At 72.5% G+C, this 12,864-nt stretch carries 11 protein-coding genes; 6 read left to right on the forward strand and 5 right to left on the reverse strand.

Annotated elements, in window-relative coordinates:
• Positions 1 to 13: 13 nt before the first annotated feature.
• The 4 genes from AB0I81_RS36405 to AB0I81_RS36420 are packed head-to-tail and all read left to right on the forward strand — an operon-like array spanning position 14 to position 5,103.
• A complete protein-coding gene (locus AB0I81_RS36405) occupies positions 14 to 1,339 on the forward strand; it encodes a cytosine permease (protein ID WP_360666419.1) in 1,326 nt (441 codons plus the stop codon).
• 30 nt (positions 1,340 to 1,369) lie between these two features.
• Positions 1,370 to 2,920, forward strand: coding sequence for a hydantoinase/oxoprolinase family protein (locus AB0I81_RS36410; RefSeq protein ID WP_360666421.1), 1,551 nt, complete (start codon positions 1,370 to 1,372; stop codon positions 2,918 to 2,920).
• A 4-nt stretch (positions 2,921 to 2,924) separates the two neighbouring features.
• Positions 2,925 to 3,995: a DUF917 domain-containing protein gene (locus AB0I81_RS36415; protein WP_360666424.1), complete on the forward strand. Its 1,071-nt coding sequence runs from the start codon at positions 2,925 to 2,927 to the stop codon at positions 3,993 to 3,995.
• Positions 3,996 to 4,014: 19 nt separating this feature from the next.
• Positions 4,015 to 5,103 (forward strand): DUF917 domain-containing protein, encoded by a 1,089-nt coding sequence (locus AB0I81_RS36420; RefSeq protein WP_360666427.1) that lies wholly within the window; start codon positions 4,015 to 4,017, stop codon positions 5,101 to 5,103.
• Here AB0I81_RS36420 and AB0I81_RS36425 read toward each other — a convergent pair.
• The 5 genes from AB0I81_RS36425 to AB0I81_RS36445 form a co-directional block, all read right to left on the reverse strand.
• Complete coding sequence (locus AB0I81_RS36425; RefSeq protein ID WP_360666430.1) at positions 5,084 to 5,896, reverse strand: ABC transporter ATP-binding protein; 813 nt, start codon at positions 5,894 to 5,896, stop codon at positions 5,084 to 5,086. The two genes, AB0I81_RS36420 and AB0I81_RS36425, sit on opposite strands and share 20 nt — an antisense overlap.
• Positions 5,875 to 6,912 carry an iron chelate uptake ABC transporter family permease subunit gene (locus tag AB0I81_RS36430; RefSeq protein ID WP_360666433.1) on the reverse strand — a complete coding sequence of 346 codons (1,038 nt, stop codon included), beginning with the start codon at positions 6,910 to 6,912 and terminating at the stop codon, positions 5,875 to 5,877. The genes AB0I81_RS36425 and AB0I81_RS36430 overlap by 22 nt, the downstream gene beginning before the upstream one ends.
• Entirely contained in the window at positions 6,909 to 7,949 is a 1,041-nt protein-coding gene (locus AB0I81_RS36435; protein ID WP_360666436.1) for an iron ABC transporter permease, read from the reverse strand. The genes AB0I81_RS36430 and AB0I81_RS36435 overlap by 4 nt, the downstream gene beginning before the upstream one ends.
• A 4-nt stretch (positions 7,950 to 7,953) precedes the next feature.
• Positions 7,954 to 8,997 (reverse strand): iron-siderophore ABC transporter substrate-binding protein, encoded by a 1,044-nt coding sequence (locus tag AB0I81_RS36440; RefSeq protein WP_360666439.1) that lies wholly within the window; start codon positions 8,995 to 8,997, stop codon positions 7,954 to 7,956.
• Positions 8,998 to 9,149: 152 nt separating this feature from the next.
• A complete protein-coding gene (locus tag AB0I81_RS36445) occupies positions 9,150 to 10,592 on the reverse strand; it encodes a hypothetical protein (RefSeq protein WP_360666442.1) in 1,443 nt (480 codons plus the stop codon).
• Positions 10,593 to 10,631: 39 nt separating this feature from the next.
• Here AB0I81_RS36445 and AB0I81_RS36450 point away from each other — a divergent pair, with 39 nt between their 5' ends.
• Together AB0I81_RS36450 and AB0I81_RS36455 are read left to right on the forward strand one after the other, a co-directional pair.
• The gene (locus tag AB0I81_RS36450) at positions 10,632 to 11,768 is read left to right on the forward strand and encodes an agmatinase family protein (RefSeq protein ID WP_360666445.1); all 1,137 of its coding nucleotides are present in this window, start codon (positions 10,632 to 10,634) and stop codon (positions 11,766 to 11,768) included.
• 83 nt (positions 11,769 to 11,851) lie between these two features.
• Positions 11,852 to 12,832, forward strand: coding sequence for a WYL domain-containing protein (locus tag AB0I81_RS36455; RefSeq protein ID WP_360666448.1), 981 nt, complete (start codon positions 11,852 to 11,854; stop codon positions 12,830 to 12,832).
• Positions 12,833 to 12,864: the final 32 nt, after the last annotated feature.

A 12,864-nucleotide genomic window follows, 5' to 3' on the forward strand; every position in this document is an offset into this window, starting at 1 on the left:
GAAGGAGCTCTTCATGGCCTCGGCCGTCGGTGTCGACGATTACGCCCTCACCAGGGTTCCCCAGAGCGCCCGCTACTCCTGGTGGTCGGTCGCCGTGCAGCGGTTCGGCCAGGTCTCCGCGCTGAGCCAGTTCCTGCTCGGCGCCACGCTCGGCTTCGGGATGGGGTTCTGGGAGGCGTTCCTCGCCCTCACCCTCGGCGCCGTCATCCTGGAGGTGGTGGCCGTCTTCGTCGGCGTGATCGGCATGCGGGAGGGGCTGTCCACCTCCATGCTGGCCCGCTGGACGGGGTTCGGCCGGTCCGGGTCCGCGCTGATCGGCCTGGCGATCGGCATCAGCCTGGTCGGCTGGTTCGGCATCCAGTCGGCGGTCTCCGCGCAGGGGCTGGCCGCGCTGGTGGGCGGGCTGCCCGAGTGGGGCTGGGCGCTGGTGTTCGGGGTGCTGGTCACCTCGATCGTGTTGTGGGGCTTCGGCTCGATGGCGTGGACCGCGTACGTCACCGTGCCCGCGTTCCTCATCCTGGTCGGCTGGTCGATCGTGAGCGAGTTGTCCCGGCACGACGTGGGCGCGCTGATCGCCTCCGCGCCGCCGGGGCCGCAGCTCACCCTCCTGGAGGGCACCACGCTGGTCGCGGGCGGGTTCATCGTGGGCTCGATCATCACGCCGGACATGACCAGGTTCAACCGCAGCGTCGCCGACGTGGTCAAGCAGACGGTCGTCGGCGTCACCCTCGGCGAGTACGTCATCGGCATGGGCGGCGTGCTGCTCGCGCACGCCGTCGGCACCAGCGAGATCACCACCATCGTCACCTCGTCGGTGGGCTGGGTCGGCATCCTGGTGATCGTCGCGGGCACCGTGAAGATCAACGACTGGAACCTGTACTCCGCCGGCCTCGGCCTGGTGAACTTCGTCGGCACCGTCTTCGGCAGGCGCGTGCACCGTGGCCTGGCCACCGCGCTCATCGGCCTGGTGGGCAGCGTGCTGGCCGCGGCCGGCATCCTGGACGCCTTCACCGAGTTCCTGACCGTGCTCGGCGTGGCCTTCCCGCCGATCGCCGGGATCATGGTGGCCGAGTACTTCGTCGTCCGGCGCTGGCGGGGCGACCTGGAGGCCGCCAGGGCGAGCGGCGGCGTGCCGGAGCGTGCCCCGGACTGGGTGCCGGCCACGCTGGTGATCTGGCTGGTCGCGGCCCTGGTGGGCAGGTTCGTCGAGGTCGGGCTCGGCAGCATCAACTCCCTGGTCCTCGCGTTCGTGCTCTACGTGGTGGCCGGGAAGCTGGGCCTGGTACGGGGCGTGGGGGCCAGTCGTGGCGAGGACGCGCGGGTTTCGCCGACCGTCTGAGACAAGCTGTAGAGATAGGGGAAGATCTTCGTGCGCATCGGCATCGACGTGGGCGGCACCAACACCGACGCCGTCCTCCTGGACGGACGGCAGGTGCTGGCCGCCGTCAAGACCGGCACCACCGCCGACGTCACCTCCGGCATCGTGGCCGCCATCGCGGGGTTGCAGGAGCAGCGGGCGTTCGACCCGGCGGACGTGCGGGCGGTCATGATCGGCACGACGCACTTCATCAACGCCCTGGTCGAGGCCCGCAGGCTGGCCCCCACCGCGGCGCTGCGGCTGAGCCTGCCCGCAGGGGCGTCGCTGCCGCCGATGGTGGACTGGCCGGGACGGCTGATCGACGCCGTGTCCGGGCGCAGCTACCTCGTGCACGGCGGGCACGAGTTCGACGGCAGGCACATCGCCGAGCTGGACGAGTCCGAGATCCGCAAGGCCGCCGCCGACATGGGTGCGGCCGGGGTGCGCAGCGTCGCCATCACCTCGGTGTTCTCGCCGGTCAACACCGAGTTCGAGGCGCGCGCCGCGGAGATCATCGCCGCCGAGCTGCCGGACGCGGCGATCTCGCTGTCCTCCGAGATCGGCCGGATCGGGCTGCTGGAGCGGGAGAACGCCACCATCATCAACGCCGCGCTGCGCGAACTGGCCGCGCACATCGTGGACGGCCTGGCCACCTCGGTCACCGGGGCCGGCATCACCGCGCCGCTGTACCTGAGCCAGAACGACGGCACGCTCATGGACGTCGACTTCGCCCGCCGCTACCCGGTGGCCACGTTCGCCTCCGGGCCGACCAACTCCATGCGCGGCGCCGCGGTCCTGTCCGGCCTGGACACCTGCGCGGTCGTCGACGTCGGCGGCACCACCAGCGACGTCGGCGTGCTGCGGCACGGCTTCCCGCGCGAGGCCACCACCGACGTGACCGTGGCCGGGATCCGCACCAACTTCCGCATGCCCGACGTGTTGTCCATCGGCATCGGCGGCGGCAGCCTCGTACGTGACGGCGCGGTCGGCCCCGACTCCGTCGGCTACGAGCTGACCTCCAAGGCCCTGGTCTTCGGCGGCGGCACGCTGACCGCCACCGACATCGCCGTGGCGGCGGGCCGGGCCGAGATCGGCGACCCCGGCCTCGTCGCGCACCTGGACAAGGGCCTGGTCCAGGCGGCGCTGCGGCGCATCGCCGGCGACGTCGCCGACGCCGTGGAGCGCATGCGCACCTCCGCCGAGCCGCTGCCCGTCGTGGCCGTCGGCGGCGGCTCGATGTTGCTGCCCGACGAGCTGGCCGGCTCCGGCGAGGTGCGGCGGCCCGACCACTACGCCGTGGCCAACGCGATCGGCGCGGCCATCGCCCAGATCGGCGGCGAGGTGGACCGCGTGTACGCCGTGGAGCCGGGCCGCCGCGACGCCGTGGTGGACGCCGCCAAGCAGGAGGCCGTGGACCGGGCCGTGGCGGCCGGCGCGTCCCCCTCGACCGTGCAGATCGTGGACTTCGACGAGGTGCCCATCCCGTACCTGCCCGGCAACGCCACCCGCATCAGGGCCAAGGCCGTGGGCGAACTCCAGCTCACCGACGTGAAGGGAGCCTGAGGACATGCGCGAGATCACCCTGGCCGACCTGGACGACATCGCGACCGGCGCGGCCATCCTGGGCACCGGCGGCGGCGGCGACCCGCACATCGGCCGCCTGCTGGCCGCCTCCGCCGTGCGCGAGTACGGCCCGGTCAAGCTGTGCGCGCTGGAGGAACTGCCCGCCGACGCCGCCCTGGTGCAGGTGGCCATGATGGGCGCGCCCACCGTGATGGTGGAGAAGCTGCCCTCGGTCGAGCAGGTCGGCGCCGCGGCCGGCGCCCTGGTCGGCTACCTCGGCAGCGGCCTGACCCACATCGCCTGCGCCGAGGCCGGCGGCGTCAACTCGCTCATCCCGGTGGTCGCGGCGGCGCAGCTCGGGCTGCCGCTGGTGGACGCCGACGGCATGGGGCGGGCCTTCCCGGAGATTCAGATGGTGCTGCCCACCCTGTACGGCGTGCGGGCCACCCCGATGGCCATCGCCGACGAGAAGGGCAACCGCGCCGTCCTGGACACCGTGGACAACCACTGGGCCGAACGGCTGGCCCGCTCCGCGACCATCGACATGGGCTGCTCGGCCATGATCAGCTCGTACGCGATGAACGGCGCCCAGGCCCGCGACTCGCTCGTGCCCGGCACCCTGTCCCTGTGCGCCGAGCTCGGCGGGCTGGTCCGCGAGTCCCGCGCCGCGCACACCGACCCCGTGGCCGCCGTCGCCGCACGGCTCGGCGGACGCACGCTGTTCACCGGCAAGGTGACCGACGTCGAACGCCGCACCGTGACCGGCTTCGCCCGCGGCACCGCGACCCTTTCGGGCCTGGACGGCGACGCCGGCGGCGAGATGGTGGTGCGCTTCCAGAACGAGTACCTGGTCGCCGAGGCCGGCGGGCGGGTGCTGGCGACCGTGCCTGACCTGATCTGCACCCTGGACCGGGAGAGCGGCGAGGCCGTCACCACCGAGGCGCTGCGCTTCGGCCAGCGGGTGACGGTCATCGCGGCCCCCGCCGACCCGCGCTGGCACACCCCCGAGGGCCTGGCCCTGGCCGGGCCCCGCTACTTCGGCTACGACCTCGACCCGGTCAGGACGGTTCGATGAGCCGGTACGGAGGAGTTCGATGAGCTGGGAGCTGACCGAGGAGGATCTGCCCGACCTGGCCCGCGGCGCCGCCCTCCTGGGCACGGGCGGCGGCGGTGACCCCTACGTCGGGCACCTGCTGGTGCGCCAGGCCATCCGCGAGCACGGCCCCGTCACCGTGCTCGACCCGTCCGACCTGGACGACGACACGCTGGTCATCCCCACCGCCCAGATGGGCGCGCCGACGGTGGTGCACGAGAAGCTGCCGCGCGGCACCGAGCCGGTCGCCGCCCTGCGCGCGCTGGAGTCCCACCTGGGCAGGAAGGCCGGCGCGACCATGCCGATCGAGTGCGGCGGCATCAACTCGATGATCCCGCTCGTCGTCGGCGCCAGGACCGGCCTGCCCGTCGTGGACGCCGACGGCATGGGCCGCGCCTTCCCCGAACTGCAGATGGAGACCTTCGCCGTGTACGGGGTGCCGGGCTCGCCGATGGCCGTGGCCGGCGAACGCGGTGAGACCGTGCTCATCGACACCGGCCCCGACAACGCGCACATGGAATGGCTGGCCCGCGGCATCACCATCCGCCTCGGTGGCGTCGCCCACATCGCCGAGTACCCGATGACCGGCGCCCAGGTCAAACGCACGGCCGTGCCCCGCACGCTGTCCCTGGCCCGCACCGTGGGCCGCACGCTCAGGCAGGCCAGGCAACGCTCGGCCGACCCGATCGAGGCGCTGGCCGAGGCCCTGCGCGACACCCTGTACGGGCACCTGCGCGTGTTGTTCCGCGGCAAGGTGGCCGACGTGGAACGCCGCACCGAGGCCGGCTTCGCCCGGGGCAGGGCGGCGGCGGTGTCGTTCGACGGGCGGCACGAGCTGGAGCTGGTGTTCCAGAACGAGAACCTGGTGGCGCTGGTGGACGGCGAGGTGCGCTGCGTCGTGCCCGACCTGGTGTGCGTGCTGGAGTCGGAGCAGGCCGAGCCGATCACCACCGAGAACCTGCGTTACGGTCAGCGGATCACGGTCGTGGGCATCTCCACGCCCGCGCTCATGCGTACCCCCGAGGCGCTCGCGGTGTTCGGACCGTCCGCGTTCGGCCTGCCGTACCCGTTCAGGCCCGTGGAGGGCTGAGCGCGGCGTGCGGGATGACCATGGGTGTGGCCGTGCGCGGGTCCGGCACGATGTCGCAGGCCAGGCCGAACACCTCCGCGATCAGCTCGGGCGTCAGCACCTGCGGCGGCGGCCCCTCGGTGACGACCCGGCCGTCCTTCATCACGATCAGGTGTGAGGCGAAGCGGGCGGCCTGGTTGAGGTCATGCAGCACGGCCACGATCGTCTTGCCCTCGCGGTGCAGCTCGCGGCAGAGCTCCAGCAGGTCGTACTGGTGGGCGATGTCGAGGAAGGTCGTCGGCTCGTCCAGCAGCAGCAGGTCGGTCTGCTGGGCCAGCACCATCGCGATCCAGGCGCGCTGGCGCTGCCCGCCGGACAACTCGCCCGCCTGCGCCTCCGCCAGGTCGCCCAGCCCGGTGCGCTCCAGGGCGAAGCCGATCGCGGCGTCGTCGTCCGGCGACCACTGGCGCAGCAGCGTGTGGTGCGGGTAGCGGCCGCGGCGGACCAGGCCGCGTACGGTGATGCCGTCCGGCGCGACCGGGTTCTGCGGGAGCAGGGCGAGGTGCCGGGCGGCCTGCCTGCCCCGGTAGGACCAGATGTCGCGCTCGTGCAGCAGCACCTGGCCGTGGTCGGGCTTCATGATCCGGGCCAGCGTCTTGACCAGCGTGGACTTGCCGCAGCCGTTCGGGCCGATGATCATGGTCAGCTCGCCCTGCGGAATGTCCAGGCTGACGTCGCGTACGACCGGGTCGCCGCCGTAGGAGACGGTCACGTTCCGCGCGCCCAAGCTGCTCACAGGGTGCCCTTCTTCCATTCGCGGACCAGCAGGTAGCCGAGGTAGAGGCCGCCGAGGGCCAGGGTGTAGATGCCGACCGGCAGGCTGCCGGGCAGCGGGAGTTGCTGCGCGGCCAGGTCGGCCAGCACCAGCAGCAGCGCGCCCGCCAGCGCGGCGAGCGTCAGATGCGGGCCGGTGCCGCGGGTCAGGCGGCGGGCGATCTGCGGCGCGGTCAGGGCGATGAACGCGATCGGCCCGGCCACGGCGACGGCCCCCGCCGACAACACGATCGACAGCCCCACGGCCGCCGTCCTGGTGCGGCCGGGCTCGGCGCCGAGCATGGCGGCCGTCTCGTCGCCCATCTCGGCCAGCCCCAGCCGGCCCGCGATCGCCGCCGCGAGCGGTGCCACCACCAGCAGGACGATCCCGATGGTCGCGGCGTGCTCCCAGGAGCGGGCCGACAGGCTGCCGTTGACGTACGCGGTCAGCACGGTCGCCTTGTCGCGCTCGACGGCGTACACGACGTACTGGATGAAGGCCACAGCGATCGCCGAGACGCCGATGCCCGCGACGATGAGCCGGCCGGGGTTGCGGAAACCGGTGCCGGTGGAGACGTAGACCAGCGCGATGGCCAGCAGCGCGCCGGCCAGCGCGCCGAGCGGGACCGGCACCACGCCGGGCAGCAGCAGCGCGACGGCCGCCGCGCCCGCGCCCGCGCCGCCGGCCAGGCCGATCACGTCGGGGCTGCCCAGCGGGTTGCGGGTGACGGTCTGGAACAGCGCGCCCGACAGGCCCAGCGCCGCGCCGGCCCCGAGGCCCACGACCAGGCGGGGGCCGCGCAGGCGTTCCAGCACGAACGCCGCCTTGCCCGACGCGCCGCCGCTCAGCGCGCCGGGCAGGTCGGCGAGCGGGATGCCGAGGCGGCCGAGCGAGAGCGTGGCCACGCAGGCGGCGAGCACGAGCACGATCAGGACGAGACCGACGGTGACGGGGACGCGTGAGACGGGCACGGCCACCGCCCTCCCGAGCACCAGAAAACCCCGGGGCCTGCTCATGTCCCGCCCTTCATCCTGCGCACGGCGACCAGCAGCGCGGGCGCGCCGATGAACGCCGTCACGACGCCGACCATCAACTCCTGCGGGCGCAGCACCACCCGGCCGACCACGTCGGCGAGCAGCAGCAGCGCGGGCCCCAGTACGGCGGAGAAGACGATCTGGGCGCGCATGTCGGCGCCCGCGACGGCCCTGACGATGTGCGGCACGGCCAGCCCGACGAAGGCGATGGGCCCGACGGCCGCGGTCGCCGCCGCGCTGAGCAGCGTCGCCGCGACCAGCCCGAGCGCCCGCGTCACGCCGGGGCGCGCGCCGAGCGCGGAGGCGGACTCGTCGCCGAGCGCGAGCGTGTTGAGCGAGGGGGCCAGCAGCAGCGCCATGACCAGCCCGAGCCCGGCCGTGGGCAGCACCGACAGCAGGACGTCGAAGTCCCGCCCGCCGAGCGCGCCGACCACCCAGTAGCGGTAGCTGTCGAAGACCTTCGGCAGGCCCAGGGTCACGGCCTGCACGTACGCCGTCAGCACCGCGGACACGACCGCGCCCGCCAGCACCAGCCGCACCAGGCCCGCGCCTGACCCGGCCGAGCCGATGACGTGCACGAGGACCCCGGCCAGCAGCGCGCCCGGCAGCGCCCACCACACGGTGTTCCACTGGCCGGAGACGCCCAGGAAGGCCGTGGCGCTGACCACTCCCGCCGACGCCCCGGCGGTGATGCCGAGCAGGCCGGGATCGGCCAGCGGATTGCGGGTGACGCCCTGCATGATGGTGCCGGCGACGGCCAGCGCCAGCCCGGCCAGCAGGCCGAGCGCGGTGCGCGGGTAGCGGCTCTGCACGACCGAGGCGGTATTGGCGTCCGCGGTGCCGCGCAGCACGTCCACGGCGTCGCCGACGGAGGTCGGCAGGCTGCCGAAGGTGATGCTGGCCAGCATCGACAGCGCCAGCACTGCCAGCGCGGCGATCAGGAACCACACGAGCCGGGAGGCGCGGGCGCGAGGGGCGCCCGCGCCTCCCGGCGCGGTGCGTACGACGTTGACGGTCACAGGGTCAGCGATCGAGCTTGCCGACCGCCTCGTCGATGAGCGGCAGGTAGCGTTCGATCACCCACGGCACGGTCAGCGGGTTGATGATCGAGGACGCGGTGACGAACGGGTTGTCATTGCTCGCCACCACCGAGCCGCGCTTGATCGCGGGGATGTCCGCGTACAACTTCTGGGCCTCGATCTCCTTGCGGGTCTTCGCGTCGCTGTAGAACGTGAAGATCAGGTCGCTCTTGGCCAGCTTCTGGGCGCTCTCCAGGCCGATCACGGCCGAGTCGGTGCCCTTGGTCTCCTCGAAGGTGCCGACGACCGGGTCCACCTTCAGCCCGAGCGAGGTGACCATCTCGACCCGCTGCTCCTCGGGCATGAACACGCCGAGGGTGCCGGGGCCGCTGGTGTAGATGTAGGAGAAGCTCACGTCCTTGTACTTCGGCCGGGTCGCGGCCGCGTCGGCGAGTTGCTTCCTGATGTTCGCGATCAGCGTCGCGGCCTGGTCAGGCTTGCCCAGCGCCTTGGCGATGATCTCGATCTGCTGGTCCCAGTTCGTGCTCCAGGCCAGGTCCGGGTAGGCGACGGTGGGCGCGATGTCCGAGAGGATCTTGAACTGGTCCTGCGTGATGCCCGACCACGGCGCCAGGATCACGTCGGGCTCAAGTTCGACGATGGTCTCGACGTCGATGTTCTCGCCGCCGGTGAACTGCTTGGGCAGCGTGCCACCGGCCTTGGTGATCGCCTCGTGGACCCACGGCAGGTAGCCGGTCTTGTCGCTGCCCCACTCGTAGCTCTCGATGCCGACGGGGGTGTGGCCGAGCGCGATCGCGGTCTCCGTGGACCCCTGGCCCAGGGTGACGATCCGCTCGGGCTGCGCGGGGATCGTCGCCTGGCCGAGTGCGCTGTCGATCGTCACCGGGAACGCGCCCCCGCTCGCCGCCGAGGTGGCGGCGGCGGGCTCGGCGGGCTTGGGGTCGGACGTGCCGCAGCCGGTGAGGACCAGCAAGGCGGTGGCGGCGACGGCCGAGAAGGCGCGCACGCGGGTGAACCTGAACGGCATGGAGTTTCCTTGTACGTTGTCAGGGCCGCGCGGGCGCACACCGTCTGCAGGTTGCGGGCACCGCACAGGCCACAACCTGAACTTCAACCACTTAGGTAAGCCTAACCTACCGGTATCTGCGGATCAAAACCGGCCTAATGGGCATGAAAGGCTCAGCCTGTCCGGGTTTCGTCCATGCGCAGGTCCAAGCCTCGGGTCCCGGCCGCTCCGGTGCCGAGCGCCACCCCCACATAGGTGAGCAGCGACGCGCCCAGCGCGATGAACGTGGGCCAGCCGTCGAAGGACGCGCCGGCCAGCGTGTTCGGAATGTAGAGCAGGGTGTTGGGCGCGCCGTACATGGTGGGCGTGAGCGCGAACAACGACAGCCGTACCACCAGACCCACCGCCAGCGCGGCCAGCGCGGCGGACGGGGAGCCGCGCCGCCAGCACAGACCGAGGATGAACGGCACGGCGAGGCAGGCCAGCATGAGGTCGAAGGCCAGCGTGAGCAGCACGCCCGTCTGCGGGACCCGCAGGGCCAGCAGCACCGCGCCGCCGACCACCGGCAACATCGCCCAGCGGGTGGCGCGCAGCAGCGGGTCGGCCATGCCCGGCTGTCGCACGCGGCGGGCCGAGCCCACGTTGCGCACGGCCACCGCGGCGGTGCCGAGGATGGCGCCGTCGGCCGTGGACAACGACGCGCTGACGATGCCGGCCAGCACCAGCACGCTCAGCCCGGCCGGAGCGGCCTCGTCGAGCAGCGGCAGCAGGCCCTTGCCGGTGGCGACGGCGACCAGCGCGAACGGCACGCCGATCACCGCGGTCCCCGCGGCGGCGACGAAGCAGGCGCGGCGGGCGACGTCGGGGGAGCGGGCGGAGAAGATGCGCTGCATGAAGTCGATGGCGACGATGTCGCCGATCCCGAGCGCGACCAGCGTGGCCCAGTTGACGACCGCGCCCTGGCCCGGATCGGACAACTGCCCCAGATCGAACGGGCCGGTGCCGGGCGCGGGACTCAGCCCGAAGGTGGTGGCGACCCAGAACAGCAGGGCGAACGCGGCGGCCGCCGCGATGGCCATCTGCACGATCGAGGTGTAGGCGTCGCTGAGCATCCCGCCCGCCAGCGTGTAGACCAGCACCACGGCGACGATGATCAGGATGCCCCCGGTGTAGGACGTGCCGAGAAACCGCTCGAACAGGAAGCCGCCCGCCACCAGGTTGCCCGCGACCAGGATCGCGAACGCGGCGATCATCAGGAGCGCGGCCGCGACCTCGACGGCCCTGCCGAACCTGAGCCTGAAGAAGTCGGGCAGGGTGGTCAGGCCCATGCGGTTCATCGGCCGGGCGAAGAACAACCCGGTCAGCAGCAGGCACAGGGCCAGGCCGAGCGGCAGCCCCGCGCCCGCCCAGAAGCCGAGCGCGGCCGCCAGGTCGGTGGCGCCGAGCGTGGCGTTGGTGTCCACGGCCTGGCCCATGAGCGTGGCGGCGACCACGGGCAGGGCCAGACTGCGGCCGGCGACCAGAAAGTTCCTGCTGTCGCCCGCCACCCGGCGCGCCACCAGGAGACCGACGGCGATCATGGAGATGATGGCGAGCGTGACACCCAGAATGATCATTGCTGGACAGCCGATCGTCGCGAGCGAACACTCCGAATCATGGCCAACGTAAATCAAGAAGGCGCCTGGGCCCAGCGGGCGGAGGCGGAAATTCCGACGGTTCGTCACGAGGAGGAGGTCGAGCGGGCGCTGGCGTACGGGCTGCCCGGCGCGCCCACCCTCACCGACCGGACGATCCCCACGTTCGCCCGGGGGGAGCGGCCCCATTTCGCGGGTGAGCGCGGCACGTTCCTGAAATGCCCGTACGTCGAGGACGTGAACGACGTGGGGGACGCCGAGGTGGCGATCTTCGGGGTGCCGCTGGACGCGGGGGCGACGTACCGGCCGGGCACGCGGTTCGGGCCGCAGGGCATCCGGCGCTCCACGAACCTGTTCGGCACCTACAGCTACGAGCTCGGCGTGGACCTGCGTGAACAGCTCAACCTGGTGGACATCGGGGACGTGTTCACCATCCCCGGCAACCTGGAGAAGTCCTTCGACCAGATCAGCCAGGCGATGAGCCATGTCGTCCGGCAGGGGACGATGCCGGTCGTGCTGGGCGGTGATCATTCGATTGGGTTTCCGACGATACGCGGGCTCGCTCCGCACCTGGAGGGGAACGTCGGCATCATCCATTTCGACCGGCACGTGGACACGCAGGAGACCGACCTGGACGAGCGCATGCACACCACGCCCTGGTTTCACGCCACCAACATCAAGAACGCCCCGGCCACCAACCTCGTACAGGTCGGCATCGGCGGCTGGCAGGCGCCCAGGGCCGGGGTCAAGGTCGGGCGCGAGCGCGGCACCACCGTGATCACGGTGGGTGACGTGGAGCGGGTCGGCGTGGAGCGCATCGCCGAGACCGCTCTGGAGATCGCCTGGCAGAACGCCGAAGCCGTCTATCTCTCCTTCGACATCGACGTCATCGACGCCGGGTTCGTGCCCGGCACCGGCTGGCCGGAGCCCGGCGGGCTGCTTCCCCGGGAGGCGCTCAACCTGGTGCGGCTGGTGTCGGAGCCGGGGCTGGCCGGGATCGAGGTGGTGGAGTGCTCGCCGCCGTACGACTGGGCGGAGCAGACCGCCCTGCTCAGCTCCCGGGTCATCCTCGACAGCCTGGCCGTCCAGGTCAGGGCGGGAAAGCTGGGCCGCAAGGCGGCCTCCGGGTCCCGCCCAGCCTGGGGGCCCATGCCATAGACGCCGCCTCCGGCGGGCGGCCCTGCCGGAGGTGACCGACAAATCACGACATTGTGTGTCGTGTATCTCGGTAGAGTTCACGCATGCGCGCCGATCGCCTGGTCTCGCTGGTCCTGCTGCTGCGGCAGCACGGCCGGCTGACCGCGACCGAGCTGGCCCGCGAGCTGGAGGTCTCCACCCGTACGGTGCTGCGCGACATCGAGGCGCTGTCCGCGGCCGGCGTTCCGGTCTACGCCGAACGCGGACGGCACGGCGGGTTCGCGCTGCTGCCCGGTTTCCGTACCGAGCTCACCGGGCTGAACCACGACGAGGCCCTCGCCCTGCTGGTCGCCGGGTCGCGGCGCGGCGCGCAGGCGTTCGGCCTCGGCTCGGCGCTGGCCTCGGCGATGCTCAAGGTGGTGGACGCGCTGCCGGAGAGCTATCGGGACACCGCGGCCGGCGCGGCCGGGCGGCTGCTCATCGACCCGGAGAGTGACCTGTTGTCGCGCCGGCTGGCCGCCGAGGAGGTGCCCGACGCCGTCGTGGCCGAGGTCCTGCGCGCGGTGTTCGCCGGGCACAAGCTGGACATCCACTACGCGGCCGTGGACCGGACGCCGCAGTGGCGCACGGTGGATCCGATCGGGCTGGTCACCGTGCGCGACCGGGGATACCTGCTGGCCACGCGGTCCGGCGAGGACCGCACCTACCGGTTGTCCCGGATCCTGGCCGCCAAAGAGCTCGACGAGCCCGCGCAGCGGCCGGACCGGGTCGATCTGGACCGGGCCTGGCAGGAACGCAGCACCCGCTTCCGTACCGGCGGCGACCAGGTCGTCGTACGGGTGCGGATACACCCGGCGCGGCGGGAGGAACTGGTGGGCACCGCGCTGGCCGTGCTCGCCGAGGACGCCGACCGGGACGGCCGGCTGCGGCTGGAGGTGACCTTCCAGGACGCCAGGCACGCCGGATGGGCGTTGTGGCAGCTCGGCACGGGCGCGGAGGCCCTGGCCCCGCAGTGGTTGCGCGACTCCCTGCGCCAACGCGCCACCGCGATCGCCGCCCGCTACGAGGGCGCGCCCGCGGACTGAGCGCGAAGCGGCGCGGCGGAGGAGATCGCGGC

Source organism: Nonomuraea sp. NPDC050404 (genome assembly GCF_040655495.1).
Lineage (GTDB): Bacteria > Actinomycetota > Actinomycetes > Streptosporangiales > Streptosporangiaceae > Nonomuraea.

Bases quoted from the DNA above. Each gene is read 5' to 3' on its own strand.
- AB0I81_RS36405 (WP_360666419.1), top strand. From the start codon at position 14: ATGGCCTCGGCCGTCGGTGTCGACGATTACGCCCTCACCAGGGTTCCC.
- AB0I81_RS36415 (WP_360666424.1), top strand. From the start codon at position 2,925: ATGCGCGAGATCACCCTGGCCGACCTGGACGACATCGCGACCGGCGCG.
- AB0I81_RS36420 (WP_360666427.1), top strand. From the start codon at position 4,015: ATGAGCTGGGAGCTGACCGAGGAGGATCTGCCCGACCTGGCCCGCGGC.
- AB0I81_RS36425 (WP_360666430.1), bottom strand. From the start codon at position 5,896: ATGGAAGAAGGGCACCCTGTGAGCAGCTTGGGCGCGCGGAACGTGACC.
- AB0I81_RS36430 (WP_360666433.1), bottom strand. From the start codon at position 6,912: ATGAGCAGGCCCCGGGGTTTTCTGGTGCTCGGGAGGGCGGTGGCCGTG.
- AB0I81_RS36440 (WP_360666439.1), bottom strand. From the start codon at position 8,997: ATGCCGTTCAGGTTCACCCGCGTGCGCGCCTTCTCGGCCGTCGCCGCC.
- AB0I81_RS36445 (WP_360666442.1), bottom strand. From the start codon at position 10,592: ATGATCATTCTGGGTGTCACGCTCGCCATCATCTCCATGATCGCCGTC.
- AB0I81_RS36450 (WP_360666445.1), top strand. From the start codon at position 10,632: ATGGCCAACGTAAATCAAGAAGGCGCCTGGGCCCAGCGGGCGGAGGCG.
- AB0I81_RS36455 (WP_360666448.1), top strand. From the start codon at position 11,852: ATGCGCGCCGATCGCCTGGTCTCGCTGGTCCTGCTGCTGCGGCAGCAC.